Source organism: Streptomyces sp. NPDC021100 (assembly GCF_044333095.1).
In the GTDB taxonomy this organism is placed as follows: domain Bacteria; phylum Actinomycetota; class Actinomycetes; order Streptomycetales; family Streptomycetaceae; genus Streptomyces.
Map to the genome: position 1 here is coordinate 334793 of NZ_JBIRQH010000004.1, position 19873 is coordinate 354665.

At 75.2% G+C, this 19873-nt stretch carries 14 protein-coding genes, 7 tRNA genes and 1 pseudogene; 12 read left to right on the forward strand and 10 right to left on the reverse strand.

Annotated elements, in window-relative coordinates; all coding sequences use genetic code 11:
- Positions 1 to 3755 precede the first annotated feature (3755 nt).
- The 5 genes and pseudogenes from cobT to ACH4PU_RS10980 all read left to right on the forward strand — a co-directional run.
- Positions 3756 to 5510, forward strand: a pseudogene (gene cobT / locus ACH4PU_RS10960) (nicotinate-nucleotide--dimethylbenzimidazole phosphoribosyltransferase); the annotation flags it as partial.
- A 339-nt stretch (positions 5511 to 5849) separates the two neighbouring features.
- Positions 5850 to 7103 (forward strand): uroporphyrinogen-III C-methyltransferase, encoded by a 1254-nt coding sequence (gene cobA / locus ACH4PU_RS10965; protein ID WP_398269328.1) that lies wholly within the window; start codon positions 5850 to 5852, stop codon positions 7101 to 7103.
- Between the two features lie 44 nt (positions 7104 to 7147).
- Complete coding sequence (locus ACH4PU_RS10970) at positions 7148 to 7972, forward strand: TrmH family RNA methyltransferase (protein WP_398269331.1); 825 nt, start codon at positions 7148 to 7150, stop codon at positions 7970 to 7972.
- Between the two features lie 143 nt (positions 7973 to 8115).
- Positions 8116 to 9135, forward strand: coding sequence for a terpene synthase family protein (locus ACH4PU_RS10975; RefSeq protein WP_398269334.1), 1020 nt, complete (start codon positions 8116 to 8118; stop codon positions 9133 to 9135).
- Positions 9136 to 9143: 8 nt separating this feature from the next.
- Positions 9144 to 10901, forward strand: coding sequence for a nuclear transport factor 2 family protein (locus tag ACH4PU_RS10980; RefSeq protein WP_398269337.1), 1758 nt, complete (start codon positions 9144 to 9146; stop codon positions 10899 to 10901).
- 24 nt (positions 10902 to 10925) lie between these two features.
- Here the strand turns inward: ACH4PU_RS10980 and ACH4PU_RS10985 are convergent, their stop codons facing one another.
- The gene (locus ACH4PU_RS10985) at positions 10926 to 12185 is read right to left on the reverse strand and encodes a protein kinase (protein WP_398269888.1); all 1260 of its coding nucleotides are present in this window, start codon (positions 12183 to 12185) and stop codon (positions 10926 to 10928) included.
- 632 nt (positions 12186 to 12817) lie between these two features.
- Here ACH4PU_RS10985 and ACH4PU_RS10990 point away from each other — a divergent pair.
- Positions 12818 to 13036, forward strand: coding sequence for a hypothetical protein (locus ACH4PU_RS10990; protein ID WP_398269339.1), 219 nt, complete (start codon positions 12818 to 12820; stop codon positions 13034 to 13036).
- A gap of 192 nt (positions 13037 to 13228) precedes the next feature.
- Here the strand turns inward: ACH4PU_RS10990 and ACH4PU_RS10995 are convergent.
- The 6 genes from ACH4PU_RS10995 to ACH4PU_RS11020 all read right to left on the reverse strand — a co-directional run bounded on the left by ACH4PU_RS10995 (position 13229) and on the right by ACH4PU_RS11020 (position 13762).
- A tRNA-Val gene (locus ACH4PU_RS10995) sits at positions 13229 to 13303 on the reverse strand.
- A 20-nt stretch (positions 13304 to 13323) separates the two neighbouring features.
- Positions 13324 to 13398 (reverse strand) — tRNA-Val (locus ACH4PU_RS11000).
- A 16-nt stretch (positions 13399 to 13414) separates the two neighbouring features.
- Positions 13415 to 13486, reverse strand: a tRNA-Val gene (locus ACH4PU_RS11005).
- Positions 13487 to 13506: 20 nt separating this feature from the next.
- Positions 13507 to 13581: transfer RNA gene (locus ACH4PU_RS11010), tRNA-Val, on the reverse strand.
- Position 13582: 1 nt separating this feature from the next.
- A tRNA-Cys gene (locus ACH4PU_RS11015) sits at positions 13583 to 13656 on the reverse strand.
- A 33-nt stretch (positions 13657 to 13689) separates the two neighbouring features.
- Positions 13690 to 13762 (reverse strand) — tRNA-Gly (locus ACH4PU_RS11020).
- Positions 13763 to 13934: 172 nt separating this feature from the next.
- On the opposite strand from ACH4PU_RS11020, the gene ACH4PU_RS11025 reads away from it, so the two are divergent.
- The 3 genes from ACH4PU_RS11025 to ACH4PU_RS11035 all read left to right on the forward strand — a co-directional run bounded on the left by ACH4PU_RS11025 (position 13935) and on the right by ACH4PU_RS11035 (position 16700).
- Positions 13935 to 15002 (forward strand): chorismate-binding protein, encoded by a 1068-nt coding sequence (locus tag ACH4PU_RS11025; protein ID WP_398269341.1) that lies wholly within the window; start codon positions 13935 to 13937, stop codon positions 15000 to 15002.
- Positions 14999 to 15820 carry an aminotransferase class IV gene (locus ACH4PU_RS11030; protein ID WP_398269343.1) on the forward strand — a complete coding sequence of 274 codons (822 nt, stop codon included), beginning with the start codon at positions 14999 to 15001 and terminating at the stop codon, positions 15818 to 15820. Before ACH4PU_RS11025 ends, ACH4PU_RS11030 begins: the two co-directional genes overlap by 4 nt.
- Before the next feature lie 61 nt (positions 15821 to 15881).
- Complete coding sequence (locus ACH4PU_RS11035; RefSeq protein ID WP_398269346.1) at positions 15882 to 16700, forward strand: GNAT family N-acetyltransferase; 819 nt, start codon at positions 15882 to 15884, stop codon at positions 16698 to 16700.
- Between the two features lie 30 nt (positions 16701 to 16730).
- On the opposite strand, the gene ACH4PU_RS11040 is transcribed toward ACH4PU_RS11035, so the two are convergent.
- Positions 16731 to 17267, reverse strand: coding sequence for a DsbA family protein (locus tag ACH4PU_RS11040; RefSeq protein ID WP_398269349.1), 537 nt, complete (start codon positions 17265 to 17267; stop codon positions 16731 to 16733).
- Between the two features lie 211 nt (positions 17268 to 17478).
- On the opposite strand from ACH4PU_RS11040, the gene ACH4PU_RS11045 reads away from it, so the two are divergent.
- Both ACH4PU_RS11045 and ACH4PU_RS11050 read left to right on the forward strand, forming a co-directional pair.
- Complete coding sequence (locus ACH4PU_RS11045) at positions 17479 to 17919, forward strand: hypothetical protein (protein ID WP_398269352.1); 441 nt, start codon at positions 17479 to 17481, stop codon at positions 17917 to 17919.
- 59 nt (positions 17920 to 17978) lie between these two features.
- On the forward strand, positions 17979 to 18176 hold the full coding sequence (locus ACH4PU_RS11050) for a hypothetical protein (protein ID WP_004942298.1): 198 nt from the start codon (positions 17979 to 17981) through the stop codon (positions 18174 to 18176).
- A gap of 16 nt (positions 18177 to 18192) precedes the next feature.
- Here the strand turns inward: ACH4PU_RS11050 and ACH4PU_RS11055 are convergent, their stop codons facing one another.
- Positions 18193 to 18762 (reverse strand): CGNR zinc finger domain-containing protein, encoded by a 570-nt coding sequence (locus ACH4PU_RS11055; RefSeq protein ID WP_185945900.1) that lies wholly within the window; start codon positions 18760 to 18762, stop codon positions 18193 to 18195.
- A gap of 233 nt (positions 18763 to 18995) precedes the next feature.
- Complete coding sequence (locus tag ACH4PU_RS11060) at positions 18996 to 19409, reverse strand: SsgA family sporulation/cell division regulator (protein ID WP_004942301.1); 414 nt, start codon at positions 19407 to 19409, stop codon at positions 18996 to 18998.
- Positions 19410 to 19698: 289 nt separating this feature from the next.
- Between ACH4PU_RS11060 and ACH4PU_RS11065 the strand changes: the two genes are divergently transcribed.
- Positions 19699 to 19770 (forward strand) — tRNA-Val (locus ACH4PU_RS11065).
- Positions 19771 to 19873: the final 103 nt, after the last annotated feature.

Here is a 19873-nt window from a genome sequence, read left to right on the forward strand (position 1 = left end):
GGGCGTGAGCGGTTGGAAGGAGCACTACCGATGGGCGAGGGGTACGCATGACCGACACCGGCCGGTTCCCGGATGAGGGACAGCCGGAGAACGCAGGCGCGACGCCCGGGCACCCGCTCACCGCGGACGCCGCGGCTCCTGCCGACACCGGAATCCCGGCACATCCCGCCGTCCCCCAGGCGCCCCGCGGGCGCCCCACGACGGGACCCTCCACGTACGCGTTCCTCGCCGACCCGGACGCCGCCGACGAGGACGACCTGCTCCTGATGCCGGGCGCCCAGGGCGCCTGGAGCGAGCAGCCGGCCCAGGGCGGCACCCACGAGACGGGCGGCCGGGACACCGGCGCCGCCGTCTTCGAAGAGGTCCGCACGCCCCCGGCCGCCCCCGCCGCGCCCCGCCGCCCGCTCCACATGGGCCCGCCCGACCCGTCGTCCAGCGGCGTCGTCCGCTCCCTCGCGGACCGCGGCCCGGCCGCCCCGCAGCAGCCGGTCGGCTCCCCGGTTCCGCACCCCCCGGGCTCCCCGGCCGCGGGCCAGGGAGCCGGCCCGGAATACCTCGACGCCGCGCAGGCCGACGCGGAGCCCGTGACCCAGCCGGGCATATGGGACGCCCAGCCGCAGCACCACGGCCAGGAGCAGGACCAGGAGCAGGCGGTGGACGCGGCGGCCGAGCCGCTCGTGGCCTTCGTCCCGCCGCAGAACACGGGCGGGACCGTGCCGCCGCAGGGCGCGCCCGATCCTTCCGCCGGTGCCGCATTCGCTGACGCACCGTCAGGCGAGGCCGTGCCCGCGGCCACGGTGCCCGCCCAGGGCGCGCCGGTGGAGGCCGTCGAGGCCGTGGCCCTCCCGCAGGAGACCGTTCCGCCGGCCCGTACCCCGGGGCCGGGGGAGACGGCTCCGGTCGCGGACGCGACCGCTCCGGGGCCCGCGGCTCCGGTGGATCCGGTGGACGCCGCGGAGCAGGCCGGTGCCGGCACGTCCGCACCGGACGCGGTGGCGGCCGCCGGGACGCCCGCGGCGGAACCCGCCGCCGACGCCGGTACGCCCGCGCCGGCCGAGGCGCCGGTGGCCGACGCGACGCATGCTCCGTCCGGCACCGTGCCCGTCACGCCGGGTGTGGAGGCGCCGCAGGCCACTGCGGCGGAGACCGCCGCGTCTGAGACCGCGCCCGCGCCGTCCGGAGCCCCGGCGGAGACGCCCGTTCAGTTCGACGCGCCGGCCCAGGCGTACGCGTCCGCACCGGAGGGCGGGCCGGCCCTGGCTGACGCTCTCGTTCGGGGCGACGCTTCCGCCGTGTCCGGCGCACCCGTTCCGACCGATGCTCCGACGCAGGCCGACGCGCCCGTGCCGGGGGCCGAACCCGCGCCGGCCGACGCGCCTGTAGCGACTGATGCGTCGGCTCAGGGTGACGCCTCCGCATCGGCCGGCGCCCCCGCTCAGCCTGGTGTCTCCGCTCCGGCTGATGCACCGGCACAGGCGGACACCTCCGCGTCGGCGGCCGTCCCCGCCCCGGCCGACGCACCGGTTCAGCCCGGCGCTTCCGCTCCGGCCGACGCGTCGGCTCAGGGTGACGGCTCCGCGCCGGCGGGCGCAGCGGCACCGGTTGACGCACCCGTCCAGGCCGAGGCCCCCATCTCGGCCGGTGCCCCCGTCCACTCCGGGGCTTCGGTGGCGGCCGATGTGCCGGGCGAGGCCGACGCGACCGGGCCGGCCGATGCGCCGGGTGAGAACGGTGTTTCCGCCGTGGCAGGCGCTCCCGTCGAGGCCGACGACTCCGCGGCGGCCGACGCGCCGGCCCAGGCGGACGCCTCCGCGTCGCAGGCCGTATCCGTCCTGGCTGACGCACCCGCCCAGGTAGCCCCTTCCTCTCAGGCGGACGTCTCCGCCTCGGCCGACGTGTCTGCCTCAGCCGGCACACCCGCCCCGGCAGGCCCCTCACCTCAGGCGGACGCCTCGGCCCCGGCGGACACGGCAACCTCGGCCGGCGCAGCGGCCCCAGGGGATGCTTCCGTCCAGGCCGGCCCGTCCTCTCCGGCCGGCGCTTCCGTCCCGACGGACGCCTCCGCCCCTGCTGATACGTCTGCCCCGGCAGGCGCACCCACCCAGGTGGACGCCTCTGCGTCGGCCGACGCTCCTGCCTCGGCCGACGGAACCGTCCCGGGGGACGTTTCCGCCCCGGCCGGTGCGTCCTCTCCGACGGATGCCGGCATTCCGGCGGACGCTTCCGCGTCCGCTGACGCTCCTGCCTCGGCCGGCGCGTCTGTTCCGGGGGCCGCTTCCGTCCCGGCTGGTTCGTCCTCTCAGGCCGATGTCTCTGTTCCGGTGGATGCCGCCGTGTCGGCTGGCGTTCCTGCCCCGGCTGACGCAGCCGTCCCGGGGGGTACTTCCGTCCCGGCTGGTTCGTCCCCCCAGGCCGATGCCTCTGCTTCGACGGATGCCTCTGCGCCGGCTGACGCTCCTGCCTCGGCCGAGGGGTCTGTTCCGGGAGCCGCTTCCGCCCCGGCCGGTTCGGCCTCTCAGACGGACGCCTCCGTTCCGGCCGTTGCCACCGCGTCGGCCGATGCTTCTGCCTCGGCTGGTGCGTTTGTTCCCGGTGACGCTTCCGCCCCGGCGAATGCGTCTGCCCCGGTCGGCGCACCTGGCCTGGAGAACCCGTCCGTCCCGGCCGGTTCGGCCTCTCCGGAGGACGCCTCCGTCCCGGCCGGCGTACCCGTCCTGGTGGGAGCGCTCGCGCAGGTGGGTCCGTCCTCTCAGGCCGAGGCCCCTGCCCCGGCGGGTGTCGCCGTGTCGGCCGGCGCTCCTGCCTCGGCCGGCGCACCGGTCCCGGCGGACGCATACGCGCAGGCCGGTTCGCCCTCTCCGGCGGCCGCTTCCGTCCCGGCGGATGCTGCCGTCGCGGCCGGTGTTCCCGTCCCGACCGACGCCTCTCTCCCGGCGGGTTCGTCTTCCCCGGCGGACGCTTCCCTCCCCGTGGATGCCTCTGCCTCGGCCGACGCACCCGCCTCGGCCGACGCACCCGCCTCGGCCGACGCACCCGCCTCGGCCGACGCACCCGCCTCAGCCGACGCCTCCGCGCCGGCCGACGCTTCCGCCTACGCCGACGCCTCTACCCCGCCCGGCGCGCCCGCCAAGGCCGACGCACCCGCCCAAGCGGAGACTCCCGCCCCCGCAGGGGCTGTTGACTCCGCAGAAACCGTGAGCGCCGCAGAGGCAGCCGTCCCCGCAGAGGCAGCCGCCGCTGCGGAGGCCGTCGCCCCCGCGGAGGCTTCCGCCACCGCCGGGACGACCGCGCCCGCCGAGAACGCCATGTCCGCCCAGGGCGTCCCGCCCCTTCAGAACCCCGTGGCTGCCGAGACCGCTGTGCTTGCTCAGACTTCCGTGCCCGCCGAGACCCCCGCATCGACGGAGGCCCCTGAGGCGGCCGTTCCCACCGTGACCGAAGGGGCGCCCGTCGCCTCCGACACGGCCGTGTCCCCCTCCGCTCCGGCAGCACCCGCCGAGGCGTCCACCGAGGCGCCCGCTCCCGCCGAGCCCGTCGACGAAGCGCCCGCACCCGCCGTGGCCCCGGACGGCGAGCCCGCCCCCGTACCGGCGCAGCCGGCCGGTCAGCCCGCCGAGCCCGTCGCGGCGCAGGCGGCCGCCTCCGCCGCGGAGGAGGCGCCCGCGCCCGTGCACCTCGCCCTCGTCCGCGACGACGAGCCGCAGGACGGGCAGCCCGGCACCGCCGAGCAGGCCGACAGCGCGGAGCCCGCCGAAGAGCCCCGCGTCCCCCTCGGCCCCCCGGCCGACGGCTTCGCCGCCGCCGAGCGGGAAGCCGTCCACCGCGTGATGCGCGAACGCCGCGACATCCGCAACGGCTTCCGCCCCGACCCCATCCCGCACGACGTCCTGCTGCGCGTCCTGGAGGCCGCGCACACGGCACCGAGCGTCGGGCACTCCCAGCCCTGGGACTTCGTCGTCATCCGGTCCGCCGAGACCCGCCGGACCATGCACGACCTGGCCACCCGCCAGCGCGACGCGTACGCCGCCTCGCTGCCCAAGGGCCGGGCCAAGCAGTTCAAGGAAATGAAGATCGAGGCGATCCTCGACACCCCGGTCAACATCGTGGTGACCGCTGACCCCACCCGGGGCGGCCGGCACACCCTCGGCCGGCACACGCAGCCGCAGATGGCCCCCTACTCGTCGGCCCTCGCCGTCGAGAACCTCTGGCTCGCCGCCCGCGCGGAGGGGCTCGGCGTCGGCTGGGTCAGCTTCTTCGACGAGCGCGAGATGGTCCGCGAACTCGGCCTCCCCGAGCACCTGGAGGTCGTCGCGTACCTGTGCGTCGGGTACGTCGACGAGTTCCCCGGCGAGCCCGAGCTGATGCAGGCCGGCTGGTCCAAGCGGCGCCCGCTGTCCTGGGTGGTCCACGAGGAGACGTACGGCCGCCGCGCGCTGCCCGGCGAGGACCCGCACGACCTGCTCGCCGAGACCCTGCGCGGCATCCGCCCGCTGGACGCCAAGGCGCTCGGCGAGGCGTGGGAGCGGCAGAAGCGGATGACCAAGCCGTCCGGCGCGCTCGGCATGCTGGAGATCATTTCCGCGCAGCTGTGCGGCCTGTCGCGCAAGTGCCCGCCGCCCATCCCGGAGCCCGCCGCCGTCGCGGTCTTCGCCGGCGACCACGGCGTGCACGCCCAGGGTGTCACCGCCTGGCCGCAGGAGGTCACCATGCAGATGGTGACCAACTTCCTGGGCGGCGGGGCCGTGTGCAACGCGTTCGCCAACCAGGTCGGCGCGGAGGTCTGCGTCGTGGACGTCGGCGTCGCCGGCGACCTGCCGGCCCGCCCCGGCCTGCTGCCGCGCAAGATCCGTCCGGGCACGGACGACTTCACCGCCGGCCCGGCGATGACCCGCGAGGAGGCGCTGCGCGCCGTCGAGGTGGGCATCGAGACCGCCCGCGACCTCGTCACCGCGGGCAACAAGGCGCTCCTCACCGGTGAGATGGGCATCGCCAACACCACCGTGTCGGCCGCCCTGATCTCCGTCTTCACCGGCTCCGACCCCGGCGAGGTCACCGGGCGCGGCACCGGCATCAACGACGAGATGCACGCCCGCAAGATCGACGTCGTCCGCCGGGCGCTGGAACTGCACCGCCCGGACCCGGCCGACCCGATCGGCGTCCTCGCCGCCGTCGGCGGGCTCGAACACGCCGCCCTCGTCGGCCTGATCCTCGGCGCCGCCTCGCTGCGCACGCCGGTGATCCTGGACGGCGTGAGCGCCGGCGCCGCCGCCCTGGTGGCGCGGGCCATCGCGCCCGAGGCGCTGGCCGCGTGCATCGCGGGGCATCGCAGTGCGGAGCCGGGTCATGTCGCCGCTCTGACGAAGCTGGGGTTGCGGCCGCTGGTCGACCTCGACCTCCGCCTCGGCGAGGGTACGGGTGCGCTGTTGGCGCTGCCGGTGGTGCAGAGTGCCGCGCGGGCCATGCATGAGGTGGCGACGTTCGACAGCGCGGGGGTCGCGGAGAAGGGGTAGGGGGGCCTGCGGGCGGCTGGTGCCCCGGCCCCTCCCCAGAGGGGGACCCCCATTTCACCGTTCTCGCAGGGGCTGCGCCCCCGCACCCCCGAAGCGCGCTCCGCGCGCTGTCCTCAAACGCCGGACAGGCCGAAAGTGCCGGCTCGGGCACCATCCAGCCCGTCCGGCGTTTGAGGACGAGCGGCGAAGCCGCGATCAGAGGGCCTGGGGCGCAGCCCCGGGAAACGGCGAAGTGGGGGTGCCCCCTCTGGGGGAGGGCCCGGGGCGAAACCCCCCGCTAACAAAGCCCACGTAGGGTATGCCCAGCGCCCCTGACCAGCGAGGAGACCCGCACCCCCCATGGCCGAGCACCCAGAACCCGCCGCCTACCCCGTCGGACTCCGCCTGCGGGGCCGCCGCGTCGTCGTCCTCGGCGGCGGCCAGGTCGCCCAGCGCCGGCTGCCCGCCCTCATCGCGGCCGGCGCCGACGTCCTGCTCGTGTCGCCGTCCGCGACCGCGTCCGTGGAGGCCATGGCGGAGGCCGGCGAACTGCGCTGGGAGCGCCGCCGTTACCGCGAGGGCGACCTGGACGGCGCCTGGTACGCGCTGATCACCACCGACGACCCCGAGGCCAACCGGGCCGCGTCCGCCGAGGCGGAGGCCCGCCGTGTCTGGGCCGTCCGCAGCGACGACGCGGAGGCGGCCACCGCCTGGACGCCGGCCACCGGCCGCAGCGCGGGCGTCACCGTGGCCGTGCTCACCGGCCAGGACCCGCGCCGCACGGCGGCCCTGCGGGACGCCATCGTCGAGGGGCTGCGCGACGGTTCGATCGCCGCGCCCCACCGCCGTACCCGCCCGGGCGGCGGCCGGGTGGCCCTCGTCGGCGGTGGCCCCGGTGACCCCGACCTGATCACCGTGCGCGGCCGGCGCCTCCTCGCCGAGGCCGACGTCGTCGTCGCCGACCGGCTGGGCCCGCGCGACCTGCTCGACGAACTCCCGCCGCACGTCGAGGTGATCGACGCCGCGAAGATCCCGTACGGCCGCTCGATGGCCCAGGAGGCCATCAACGACGCCCTGATCGAGCACGCGAAGGCCGGGAAGACCGTCGTCCGCCTCAAGGGCGGCGACCCGTTCGTCTTCGGCCGCGGCAAGGAGGAGGCGCAGGCCCTCGCCGAACACGGCATCCCCTGCACCGTCGTGCCCGGCATCTCCAGCTCGATCAGCGTCCCCGGCACGGTCGGCATCCCCGTCACCCACCGCGGCGTCGCCCACGAGTTCACGGTCGTCAGCGGGCACGTCGCGCCCGACGACCCGCGGTCCCTCGTCGACTGGCCGTCTCTCGCCCGCCTCGGCGGCACCCTCGTGGTGCTCATGGGCGTCGAGCAGTGCGGCGCCATCGCCGAGACGCTCATCCGGCACGGCCGGTCCGCCGACACCCCGGTCGCGGTGATCCAGGAGGGCACGACCGCCGCCCAGCGGCGCGTCGACGCCGTCCTCGGCACGGTGGGGGAGCGGGTGCGGGCCGAGGGCATACGCCCGCCGGCCGTGATCGTCATCGGCGAGGTCGTGGCGATCGGCCGGGAGGCGGCGGCCCCTTCGGACGCCGCCGGCTGAGCCCCCGTATCCTACCCGTACGCACCACGAGACACGTGAGCCCCATGACGCAGTCCCCCCAGGTCATCACCATCGACGACCCCGACGACCCCCGGCTCCACGACTACACCGGCCTGACCGATGTCGAGCTGCGCCGCCGGCGCGAGCCCGCCGAGGGCCTGTTCATCGCGGAGGGGGAGAAGGTCATCCGCCGGGCGGTGGACGCGGGTTACGGCATGCGTTCCATGCTGCTCTCCGCCAAGTGGGTGGACGTGATGCGCGATGTCATGGAGGACGTCCCCGCACCCGTCTACGTCGTGGAGCCGGAGCTCGCCGAGCGGGTGACGGGCTATCACGTGCACCGCGGCGCGCTCGCCTCCATGCGGCGCAAGCCGCTGCCCGACGCCGCCGGACTGCTGGCCTCGGCCCGCCGGGTCGCGGTCATGGAGGCGGTCAACGACCACACCAACATCGGCGCCATCTTCCGCAGCGCCGCCGCCCTGGGCATGGACGCAGTCCTGCTCTCCCCGGACTGCGCGGACCCGCTCTACCGGCGGTCCGTCAAGGTGTCCATGGGCGCCGTGTTCTCCGTCCCCTGGGCCCGGCTGGAGAACTGGCCGCGCGACCTGGAGACGGTCCGGGCGGCGGGCTTCCGGGTCCTGGCCCTCACCCCGGACGCGCAGGCCACCGCGATGGACGCCGCCGCCCCGCACCGCCTGGAACGCGTCGCCCTGATGCTCGGTGCCGAGGGCAGCGGCCTGTCCGCCAAGGCCCTGCGGGCGGCCGACGAGTGGGTGCGCATCCCGATGGCCCACGGCGTCGACTCCCTCAACGTCGGCGCGGCGGCGGCCGTCGCCTTCTACGCCGTGACGGCGGGGACGCCGGCGTAGCACGGGGCCCCGACCCGGAGGCCGGCGCGGCGAATCGTTTCCGCACCGGCCTCCCATGGGTACAGCCCGAAGCGGAGCGTCCGCGACACCGCTCGGTCCCGCACGGAGAGTGCCCTACGGCATCACCGACCACGGGAGGGCCCATGCCCGCCGACACCAGGATCCGCTTCCCCGCCGGCTTCCGCTTCGCCGTCAGCCCGCACCTGGAGGAGGCCCGGGCAGGCAACCGGGCCTGGGCCCGGGCCCATCGGATGGCCGACGGGCCCGAGGCCACCGCCCTGTACGACTCCTGGGACCTGGCCCGGGTCTCGGCCTGCATGTACCCGTACGCCACCGGCCCCGGACTGCGGCTCGTCACGGACCACATGGGCTTCTGGTACCCCTTCGACGACCAGTTCGACAGCCCGCTCGGCCTCGACCCGGCCGCCACCGCCCGCGCCTGCGAAGAGCTGATCGCCGTCGTCCACCACGGCACCACCGGCCCCCGGCCCACCGCCGCCGCCCGCGCCTTCGCGGACATCTGGCGGCGCGCCGCCGACGGCATGCCGCCGGCCTGGCGCGCCCGCGCCGCCCACGACTGGGAGTACTACTTCGCCTCCTACGCCCAGGAGTCGGCCGCCCGCCTGGCCGGCACCGTCCCCGACTTCCCCACGTTCCTGCGGCTGCGGATCGGCGTCAGCGCCATGAGCGTCGTCTGCGACCTCGTCGAACGGATCGGCGGCTACGAGGTCCCGGCCGTCGCCTTCCACAGCCTGCCGCTGATCGAACTGCGGCGGCTCACCGAGGAACTGCCCTGCCTCGCCAACGACGTCTACACCCTGGACCGCGAGGAGCCGCGCGGCGACGTCGTCAACCTCGTCCTCGTCCTGGAGCGGGACGGGAACCGCTCGCGCGCCGCCGCGATCGACACCGCCTACGCGCTCGTCAACGACCGGCTGCGCCGCTTCGACGCGATCCGGCGCGGCGTCCCCGCCCTCGCCCGCACCCTGGGCCTGGACGCCCCGCGGCGCGCCGCCGTCGAACGGTACGTCCGCGACCTGGAGTTCCTCGTCTCCGGCTATATGGCGTGGGGCGCCGACACCCGCCGCCACTTCCCCGAGACCGTCGTCCCCCCGGACCGGCCGGGCTACCCCGAGAACCTGCTGCTGCCCACCACACCCTGAGGCCCGCCATGGCAGCCGAGGACGTGGCACCCGAGGACCCGGGACCCGAGGACCCGGCACCCGAGGACCCGGCACCCGAGGACCCGGCGGCCGCGACCGGCCGGGCCGGTGGCCTGATCGTCCGGGAGAGCGACGCGGACCTGCGCCGCGCGGGCCTGACCCGCGAACCTGAACCCTGGGAGGACGGCCTTCGCGAGACGCCGCGGCCGGGCACCTTCGAATGGTGGTACTTCGACGCCGAGTGCGACGACGGCAGCCGGGCCGTCGTCGTCTTCGAGACCAAGTCCCTCGACGCCTCCGCCGGCCCCCTGGCCCCCCGGCTGTCGCTGACCGTCCGCACCCCCGACGGACGCGTCCACGCCGGCCGCACCCGCCACGACCCGGCCTCCTTCCGCGCCGCGCGCGACCACTGCGACGTCGTCCTCGGCCCGCATCGCGCCCACGGCGACCTCGTCCGGTACCGCATCCGCGCCGGAACGCCGTCGGCCGCCGCGGACCTCACGCTCACCTCGACCGCCCCGCCCTCCCGCGTCGGCACCGGGACCGTCACGCTCGCCGACGACCCGGGCCGCTACCTCGGCTGGCTGGTGGCGGTGCCCCGGGGCCGGGTGGAGGGCCGGCTCTCGGTGCCCGGCCGGACCTGGCGGGTGCGCGGAACCGGTTACCACGACAAGAACTGGGGCACCCTGGACTTCGGCGCCGACCTCCGCGCATGGCACTGGGCCCGGCTGCACGCCGGCCCGTTCACCCTCGCCTGCGCCGAACTGCGCACCCACGGCGGCGGCCGAACCCCGCTGCTCGTCCTCACCCGGGCCACGGAACGACTCGCGGCCACGGCCACCGGGGTCTCCTTCACCCCTCACTCCGACCACGCGGACATCCGCTGGCACGACCGCGTCCACGCCTTCCTGGGCCCGCCGACGGCCCTGGACCCACCCCGGAAACCCGGCCCCCACCGGTACCGTCGCTTCACCACCCCGGCCGAACTCACCACCACCGCGCCCTACGCCCCCATGACCACCCCCGGCACGGCCATCGCCGAACACGCCGAGTTCCCCGCCACCACCGACCGGGCTCCGACGCCGCCCCGCGAGCGACGCGACCGGGCCGTCCCCGGGCAACCCGCCTCCGCCGCCCGCGCGGTACGGCCCTCCGCCGCGTCCCGGAACCGGGCCCGCGCAGCACCGCGCACTCCCCCCACCGAGCCGGACACGCCCCCGACCCCGGCGGGACGGGCCTCGGCGGCGCCCCCGGAACGGCACGTCGCGAGGAACCCCACCGAGCCGGTCATGCCCCGCACCCCGACCGGACAGACCCCCGGCACCCACACGAAGGTTCCCGCCATGGACGCCCGTACCGCCGCCACCCGCCTCGCCCGCGCCTGGTCCGGGCCCGACTCCGCCGCCTTCGGCGCGCTGTTCGCCCCGGACGCCGTCTACACCGACGTCGCGGCCGGGCGCGCCCGCCGGGGGCGTACCGCGATCACGGACTGGCACCGCGAGACCCGCGCCGCCATCCCCGACCTGACGGCCGAGGTCGAGGACGGCTTCGGCACCGACGACGGGAGGGCCTGCGCGACCCTGCTCTGGACCGGAACTCCCGTGGCGGAACCGCCCGGGCCGCCGTTCCGGGTGCACGCGGCGACCGTGCTCGCGCTCGCCCCCGACGGGTCGATCACCCGCTGCGCCGACTACTACGACCTGTTGGGCCTCGCCCGCGCGGGGCAGCCACTCATCCCGCGGCGGACCCCGGACGCCCAGGACTGAGGACGCGGATGCAGGGGGCGGGGCTCACGTACCGCAGGTATCCACCGCGACCACGCACGACTGCCCCCGCCCCAGGTCCCGCCCCAGCCCCGACGACTTCTTGGGCCCGTCGCACCCCTGCGCCGCCGCGATGCCCAGGGCCACCAGCAGCGTCACCACCACGAAGACGATCAGCCGCTGCCGCAGCAGCCGGGGGTCGCCGCCGGTCCGGCGCCCGGCCGCCCCGGCGCGGGCTCCCGTACGGGCGCCGGGCCGCGGCCGGCCCGCGGGCCGGGCGGCCGGCCGGTCGGGGCGGGGCTGCCGCAGCGGCCGGGTCGCGGGCGGCCGGGCGGGGGAGGCGCCCCCCTGCGCGGCCGCCGCCGGGCGCGGCTCCGTGGGCTGGTGGGCGTGGTCCGCGGCCCGCCGGTCCGAGGGCCGCTCGGGCTCGCGCCGCGCCGGCACCCGACGGCCGTCCGGCAGCCCGTGCGCCTCGCGCGCGGCGATCTCCTTCAGCCGCAACGACAGCTGGAGCGTGCTCGGCCGCTCCTCCGGGTCCTTCGCCAGGCAGGCGAGGATCAGCGGCGCCAGCGCGTCCGGCACCCCCATGAGCTGCGGCTCCTCGTGCACCACCCGGTACAGCATGACCTCCGAACTGCCCTGCCCGAAGGGGGAGTCCGCGGTCGAGGCGTACGCCAGGGTGGCGCCCAGGGCGAAGACGTCCGTCGCCGGCGTCACCGTCGCGCCCCGGACCTGCTCCGGCGCCAGGAAGCCCGGCGAGCCGACCGCCGTGCCGACGTGCGTCAGGGTGCTGGCCCCCGTCGCCCAGGCGATGCCGAAGTCGATGATCCGCGGGCCCTTGGGGGAGAGCAGGATGTTCGACGGCTTCAGGTCGCGGTGGACCACCCCGGCGTCGTGCACCGCGAGCAGCCCCTCCGCCAACGCCGCCCCGATGGACGCCGTCTGAGCCGCCGACAGGGGCCCTTCGTCGGTCACCTTGTCGTGCAGCGAGGGCCCGGGCACGTACTGCGTCGCGAACCACGGCCGCTCCGCGTCGAGATCGGCGGCCACCAGCCGTGCCGTACAGCCGCCGCGGATGCGCCGCGCGGCGGACACCTCGCGCGCGAAGCGCGAGCGGAACTCCTGGTCCTCGGCGAGATCCGGCCGGATCACCTTGAGAGCCACCCGCTGGCCGCGCTTGTCCGAGCCGAGGTACACCACGCCCATGCCGCCCGCGCCCAGCCGGCGGTGAAGCCGGAACGAGCCGACGACACGCGGGTCCTCGCGCCGGAGCCGCATCATCGTCATCTTCATCCCCGCTGCCGGTCCGTCTGACGAGCCACAGCTTACGGATTGACGGGCGGCCGTGCTGAGAGGCCGCGCATGCGTCGGCGATCGGATGACCGCTTCCGCCGCGCGCCCGCGCTCGCCCGCTCCCCGGCGCCCGCCCCGCGCCCGTCCGCCGGCCGCCGGCCGTCAAGCTCCCCCACACACCCGGGGTTTGACGGGCCGACGGCCCGCACTCCGCCGGCCGGCGCCCCCGGCCCGCCCGCCGCTCGAACACCTGACACCCCGTCGGTCCGGGTGGCACGGCCGAAGGGAACCGGACGTGAGGCAGATCACTCCACCGTGGTCCCCTGGGGGAGAACCCGGATGCCCGCCTTGGGGCAACCCCGGCGAACCGCTCCTCTGTTCTCCACCCAGGGGAGTACCGATCCGCCCCCTCCCTCCTCCTCGTGGAGGCGGTGCAAGGGGTACGAGGGCATGACGCCCGGCCCCCTCCCGGCCGCCTAGTGTGGATCCCGAGCGGCGGGCGCAACACTCGTCCCCCGAGGTCGGAACGCCCGCCGCCACCACCATTCGGCACGCCCGGCGGCCCGCGCACAGCGGGGCCGCGCCGGGCGGGGGCGGGTCCGACGGGACCGGAAGGGAGGGGCGCCATGGCTCAGGCGGTACGACGCGTGACCCGCGCGCCGGGGCGGACGGACGTCCACCGGAGCCTTCCCGACCTCCCCGGCGGCCGCCCCGCCGACAACCGGCACCCTCTGGTCGCTCTGGCCATGGTGCTGCCCTGCGCGGCCGTCCTGGCCGTCGCCTTCGGCGGCTGGGATGCCGTCGTCACCCAAGCGTCGTCCGTGGCCGGCATGCTGGGGCGCTGAGCGCCCCGCTCCCGGAAGAGCGGTCCGGGTCGGGGACGGGCCGGCCATAACCCCGTGGGGACGGGGGTGCGGCGGACGGCATGACGGGCCGGGCACCTGGGGAGGTGCCTGGCCCGTCTTTTGCTCGGCACCGCCGTGACATGCGGAAACGGCCGGAGGCCGGAGCGCGAAGCCCCGGCCTCCGGCCGATCATGGTGCGCGATACTGGGATTGAACCAGTGACCTCTTCCGTGTCAGGGAAGCGCTCTCCCGCTGAGCTAATCGCGCGGGAAGGCCCGTGAGGACCTTGGTGGACGATACTGGGATTGAACCAGTGACCTCTTCCGTGTCAGGGAAGCGCTCTCCCGCTGAGCTAATCGTCCGGGAGGGTGTGCCGCGTGCGCGATACTGGGATTGAACCAGTGACCTCTTCCGTGTCAGGGAAGCGCTCTCCCGCTGAGCTAATCGCGCGGGAAGGTCCGCGAGGACCTTGGTGGACGATACTGGGATTGAACCAGTGACCTCTTCCGTGTCAGGGAAGCGCTCTCCCGCTGAGCTAATCGTCCTTGGAGGTGGAGACGGGATTTGAACCCGTGTAGACGGCTTTGCAGGCCGTTGCCTCGCCTCTCGGCCACTCCACCAGGAGTGCGGGGGTCGGGAAGATCCCCCACTCGAGCGGACAACGAGACTCGAACTCGCGACATCCACCTTGGCAAGGTGGTGCTCTACCAACTGAGCTATGTCCGCACACATCCTCCGGACCATGATCCGGAAGCTGCCCCGCCGTTTCGCTTCCGCGTCCCGGCGACGTGTTGAACTCTAGCGGATTCCCGCGCCAGCTCAAATTCCGTTTCCGCAGCGTGCTGCCCTCTTCCTTCACCCGGCTCAGCGCCGGGGACCGGCCCATAGACTCGATGACGTGCATGACCTCCCTCCGATGGCCCGCTTCGGCGGCCTCCTCGCCACCGATCTGCGTGACGTCACCAGCGACCCCGAGGCCCTCGACTCCCGGGGCTGGTGGGCCGTGGTCGCGGACTTCGAGGGAGACGTACGGTGCGCCCGCTTCGGCGACGTGCGCCCCGCGCCCCTCCCCGCCTCCGGGCACTGGCGCGGCCCCGCCCCCGAGACGTGGACCAGCTCCCTCGACCGGGACGCCTACATCGCGGGCGTCCGGCGGATCCGCGAGCACATAGCCGCCGGCGAGGTCTACCAGGCCAACCTCTGCCGCGTGCTCGGCGCGCCGCTGCCCGACCCGGACCACGCCGACGTGGACGCCCTCGCCGCCCACCTCGCGGCCGGCAACCCGGCCCCGTACGCCGGCACCGTCCGCCTCCCCGCCCACGGCACCGAGGTGGTCACCGCCTCGCCCGAGCTCTACCTGCGCCGCACCGGCCGCGTCCTGGAGTCCGGACCGATCAAGGGCACCGGCCGCACCGCCGCCGACCTGCTCGACAAGGACCACGCCGAGAACGTGATGATCGTCGACCTGGTCCGCAACGACCTGGGCCGCGTCTGCTCCACCGGATCCGTCACCGTCCCCGCGCTCTGCGCCGTCGAACAGCACCCCGGCCTCGTCCACCTCGTCTCCACCGTCCGCGGCGAACTCGCCGAAGGCACCGGCTGGACGGAACTGCTCGCCGCCACCTTCCCGCCCGGCTCCGTCACCGGCGCGCCCAAGGCCAGCGCCCTGGAGATCATCGAACGCCTGGAACAGGGCCCGCGCGGCCCCTACTGCGGCGGCATCGGCTGGGTCGACGCCGACCGGGGCACCGGCGAGCTCGCCGTCGGCATCCGCACCTTCTGGATCGACCGCGCCGCCCCCGGCGGCCCCGCTCTCCACTTCGGCACCGGAGCGGGCATCACCTGGGGCTCCGACCCCGAGGGCGAATGGGCCGAGACCGAACTCAAGGCGGCCCGGCTGCTCGCGATAGCGTCGGGCACCCACAGCCCGACCGCGCACAGTCCGACCGCCGGGAGGCAACGGTGACCGTCTGGCTCAACGGGAAGCTCGTCGAGGAGGACGCCGCCCGCGTCTCGGTGTTCGACCACGGCCTCACGGTCGGCGACGGCGTCTTCGAGACCCTCAAAGTCGTCGACGGCCGTCCCTTCGCCCTCACCCGGCACCTGGCCCGGCTCGCCGCCTCGGCCCGCGGCCTGGGCCTCCCCGCCCCCGACGCCGACGAGGCCCGCCGCGCCTGCGCCGCCGTCCTCGACGCCCACCCGCTTGCCCTCGGCCGCCTCCGCATCACCCTGACCGGCGGCCTCTCCCCGCTCGGCTCCGGCCGCGGCGCCGCCGACACCACCCTCCTCGTCGCCGCCGCGCCCATCGAGCCCCGCCCCGCCGCCACCGCCGCCGTCACCGTCCCCTGGACCCGCAACGAACGCGGCGCGCTCACCGGCCTCAAGTCCACCTCGTACGCCGAGAACGTCGTCGCCCTGGCCCGCGCCAAGGAGCAGGGCGCCACCGAGGCCCTCCTCGCCAACACCTCCGGCGCGCTCTGCGAGGGCACCGCCACCAACGTCTTCGTCGTCCTCGACGGCGAGCTCCACACCCCGCCGCTCGCCTCCGGCTGCCTCCCCGGCATCACCCGCGCCCTCGTCGTCGAGTGGACCGGTGCCCGCGAGACCGACCTGCCCATGGACGTCCTCGACCGCGCCGACGAGGTCTTCCTGACCTCCAGCCTGCGCGACGTCCAGGCCCTCCGCACCCTGGACGGCCGCCAACTCCCGGGCGCCCCGGGCCCGGTGACCACCGAGGCCATGCGGATCTTCGCCGAGCGGTCGGCCGCGGACATCGACCCCTGACCCGGGGACGGCCGGGGAAAACCCGGCGACATCCGCCCCGGCGCGTGGGTAGAACAGCGGCATGACCACCACCCTGCGCCCCACGGCACCCGAACAGCGCGCCGACGGCGGCCACCGCCGCCGCGGCTACGAGATCTGCGTCAACGGCAGGCCCGTCGGCGACGCCGAGCTCGCCACGCACCCCCGCTTCGGTCCCCGGGCCGGCTCCATAGAGCGGCTCTTCGTCCGGGAGGCCGAACGCCGCCGGGGGCGCGGCACGGTCGCCGCCCTCGCGGCCGAAGAGGTGCTGCGCGGCTGGGGCTGCCACTGGGTGGGCGTCGGGGTCCCCGCCGGGGACACGGCCACGCTCGGCCTGGTGACCGCCCTCGGCTACACCGAGCGCAGCCGGAACATGGCCAAGCCGCTCGCCGGCCCACCCGCCCTGCCCGCCGGGAGCGAGATCCGCCCCATGGACGACGACCGGTTCCCGGCGTGGCTCGCCGGGGAGAAGGTGGGCTACGTCGAGTCGCTGACCGAACGCGGCGTGCCCCGGGCCGAGGCCGAGGCCAAGTGCGACGCCGACCACGCGGCCCTGCTGCCGCACGGCATCGCCACCCCCGGCGTCGCCCTGCGCGTCCTCGCCCACGAGGGCACCGACGTCGGAACCCTCTGGCTGAGCACGCACGACGGCATCGGCTACGTCTTCGACGTCAGGGTGGCACCGGAACACCGCGGCCGGGGGCACGGCCGCACCCTGATGCTCGTCGCCGAACGCGAGGCCCTCGCCCTGGGGCACGACCGCATCGGCCTCAACGTCTTCGCCGGCAACACCCCGGCCCGGCGGCTCTACGAGTCCCTGGGCTACGAGACCACGAACCTGTACTTCCACAAGACGCTGTGAGACGGAGGGCGCACCTCCGGCCCGCGTCGGCTAGCCGGCCAGCAAGCGGTCCGCGATCTCCTCGATCCGTTCCCGCAGCCCCTCCTGGCTCTTCCCGCCGTCCAGCCGCTCACCGCCGATGACGTACGTCGGGGTGCCCGTCACCCCGATCGCCTTGCCCTCGGCCTGGTCGGCGTCGACGATCAGCAGGTGCCGGCCGTCGATCAGCGCGGTGTCCACCTCCTCGGCGTCCACCCCCAGCCCGGCCGCCACCTCCACCAGCACGGCCTCGCCGCGCTCGCCCAGCTCCCCGGCGCGCGCCAGCACGGCCTCCGCGAACTCCCAGCCCCGGCCCTGCTCGGCCGCCTCCTCGGCGGCCTGCGCGGCGGCGTAGGCGTGCCGGTGCTTCTCCAGCGGGAAGTGCCGCAGCCGGACGTCCAGCCGGTCGCCGAAACGGGCCCGCAGCGCCCGCAGGTCCTCCAGGGCGGCGTGGCAGTCGGTGCACTGGAGGTCGCACCAGACGTCGAGAACGGCGGGGCCGGCGGGAACGGCGGACGACGGGGCGGAAGGGCTGTTGGTCTCGCTCATGCCCCCAGTCTCCCAGCCCGGCCGGGAGACCGGCCCCGGGAGCCCCGATCACGGAAGGCCCGGCTGCGAGTCGGCCCCGAGTCGGCCCTGAGGAGGAGAGCCCCCAGGGGACGACCCGGAGTTCTCCCTGATCCCCGGCCCCCGTCGTGGCCTCCGGGCCGCCGCCCGGTGCAGGATGGACACAGGAGCCCACCATCGGCAGGAGGACCGGATGCTGACCTCGACCGTTTGCGCCGCGGTGTCCGCGGGCGGCCTGGGCATCGCCCTGCTGACGGCCTACCGCAAGCGTTTCCTCGCCGCGACCCGCATCGCGGCCTTCGCCCTGATCCCCATCGGCCTCGTGATGACCGGGATCATCGACTGGGTCACCGACCTGGTCTTCAAGCCGACCGTCTGGGCCGGCTTCGGCGTCCTCGCCCTCTCCGCCCTGCTCTTCCTGGTGAGCCGGGCCGCCGAGCGGCGCGGCTCCGGAGGCCGCGACCTGCCCCCGGCCGGCGGCCCCGACGCCCTGGCGCCCGGCGCCCCCGCCATAGGCGCGCCCGCCGGCCGGCCGGCCGACCGCCCGAAGGGGCGCTCCGGGACGAAGGGGCGGAAGGATACCGGAGGGGAGTTCGACGACATCGAGGCAATCCTCAAAAAGCACGGGATCTGACGAACACCTCCACACGATCGGCCCGTTGAGGGAACGCGCTGCGCCATCATCTGCCGGAGATGAACGACGAACCGGCCGAGATGACCGCGGAACTGACCGCTGACCTGTCCGACCTGAACGACCTCGACCTGAGCGACCTCGCCAAGGAACCGCGAGGCTGCCTCTTCGCCCTCTCCCAGCCGCCCCTGATGCTGTTCCTCGCCTTCGTGGCGACGCTGATCCTGGTGACCGCGGTCCACGACCTCTACCGGTGGTGAGCCGTGGACAGCCCGTTCAGTCGGCCGCGCCGCGCCGCCGGGCCCGGTACGCGGCCACATGCAGCCGATTCCCGCAGGTCCGGCCGTCGCAGTAGCGGCGGGACCGGTTCCGCGACAGGTCCACGAAGGCACGCCCGCAGCCCGGCGCCCCACAGCGCCGCAGCCGTTCGCGCTCGCCCGCCACCAGGAGGAACGCCAGTGCCATCCCGCCGTCGGCCGCCAGGTGCTCGGCGAGCGAGGCTCCCGGCGCGAAGTAGTGCACATGCCAGTCGTAACCGTCGTGATCGGTGAGCCGGGGCGTGGTGCCCGCCTCGGCGACCAGGGCGTTGAGCAGCTCGGCGGCCTCCGCCGTGCCCTCGGTGTCGAAGACCCGCGCGAAACGCCCCCTGAGCTCCCGCACGGCCCGCAGATCGCCCTCGTCCAGCTCTCCCACCCCGCTGATGTCGTGCCGCTCCACGAAGGCCCGCAGCGCGGCCACGTCCGGCAGCCCGTCGTCCCTGACGGCGGCCGGTGCCCCGGCGGGGGAGCTGTTGAGCAGGTCGACGACGGCGTCGAGCGCGCACCCGGTGTCGTGATTGATCAGCACGGTTGGTTCGCTCCCTGGCCCGGCCGGTGGGGCGGCAACTTGTTCGACGGTGGGCACCGACCTTACTGGCTCCGGGGGAAACGCCACACGGCCGCGCCGTCGGCCACGGTGGTCTCCGTGGCGGCGGCGCGGCCGTGCGGCGGCTGCGCGAGGGACGTGTCAGCGGGACGGGACGCGCGCCGCCTCCCCGAGTGGGCGGCGCGCAGGGACCGGACCTCCTGGTGTGGACCGCCTCAGCTCTCCGCCAGGATGTGGGAGAGCTCGGTGTCCAGGTCGAAGTGCCGGTGCTCGGTACCGGGCGGGACGGCGGCGTCGGTCCGCTTCAGGAACGACTCCAGGGCTCGCGCCGGCGCCTCCAGCAGGGCCTCGCCCTCCGGAGAGCTGAGCGCGATGCACACGACGCCCTGACCGTGGCTGCGGGACGGCCAGACGCGGACGTCGCCGGTGCCGGTGGGCCGGTGCAGACCCTCGGCGAGCAGGTCCCGGGCGAAGACCCACTCGACCGTTTCCTCGGCTCCGGTGTGGAAGGTGGCGTGTACGGCATACGGATCGGAAGTGTCGTACCGCAGACCTGCGGGTACAGGCAGTGACGATTCGCTCGACACAACGAGGCGCAGGTGCAGCTCACAGCTGACCGTGGTGTTCATAAGCGCCAGGGCCTTTCGCTCAGTGTGCGCTCGGGGATTCGCACGTCGGCGAAATCGACATGCCACCTACGGTGCCGTTGTAAACCCCTCTGACCGTTTTGGGACTCTTCGGATACCTCGTACGGCCGACCCGTCGCGCTCCGCGTACGGCCGTTCCGGTGAGTTCCGTCAAGGGTGCGCCCCGCCCCCTTCATCACCCAGGGTGACGGCCGGTGACCGGCTCCGGCCCGGGCGTCCCGGCGGCGGTTCTGGGTACCGCCTGACATGCGGTAATGTTTGCGGTGCGCCCGGGCGATTAGCTCAGCGGGAGAGCGCTTCGTTCACACCGAAGAGGTCACTGGTTCGATCCCAGTATCGCCCACATCCCACCCGTGGTCCGCGAGGCAAGCCCTCGTGGGCCACGGGTGTTTTGTCGTGCCCCGGTCCCGCCCCTTCACCGTTTCTGAGGGGGTTCTGCCCCCGCG

What these genes read in the sequence shown, in the direction of transcription:
- ACH4PU_RS10970 (WP_398269331.1), top strand. Translation starts at nt 7,148, where the DNA reads ATGACGCAGTCCCCCCAGGTCATCACCATCGACGACCCCGACGACCCC.
- ACH4PU_RS10975 (WP_398269334.1), top strand. Translation starts at nt 8,116, where the DNA reads ATGCCCGCCGACACCAGGATCCGCTTCCCCGCCGGCTTCCGCTTCGCC.
- ACH4PU_RS11060 (WP_004942301.1), bottom strand. Translation starts at nt 19,409, where the DNA reads ATGAACACCACGGTCAGCTGTGAGCTGCACCTGCGCCTCGTTGTGTCG.
- ACH4PU_RS10985 (WP_398269888.1), bottom strand. Translation starts at nt 12,185, where the DNA reads ATGACGATGATGCGGCTCCGGCGCGAGGACCCGCGTGTCGTCGGCTCG.
- ACH4PU_RS10980 (WP_398269337.1), top strand. Translation starts at nt 9,144, where the DNA reads ATGGCAGCCGAGGACGTGGCACCCGAGGACCCGGGACCCGAGGACCCG.
- ACH4PU_RS11040 (WP_398269349.1), bottom strand. Translation starts at nt 17,267, where the DNA reads ATGAGCGAGACCAACAGCCCTTCCGCCCCGTCGTCCGCCGTTCCCGCC.
- ACH4PU_RS11045 (WP_398269352.1), top strand. Translation starts at nt 17,479, where the DNA reads ATGCTGACCTCGACCGTTTGCGCCGCGGTGTCCGCGGGCGGCCTGGGC.
- ACH4PU_RS11050 (WP_004942298.1), top strand. Translation starts at nt 17,979, where the DNA reads ATGAACGACGAACCGGCCGAGATGACCGCGGAACTGACCGCTGACCTG.
- ACH4PU_RS10990 (WP_398269339.1), top strand. Translation starts at nt 12,818, where the DNA reads ATGGCTCAGGCGGTACGACGCGTGACCCGCGCGCCGGGGCGGACGGAC.
- cobA (WP_398269328.1), top strand. Translation starts at nt 5,850, where the DNA reads ATGGCCGAGCACCCAGAACCCGCCGCCTACCCCGTCGGACTCCGCCTG.
- ACH4PU_RS11035 (WP_398269346.1), top strand. Translation starts at nt 15,882, where the DNA reads ATGACCACCACCCTGCGCCCCACGGCACCCGAACAGCGCGCCGACGGC.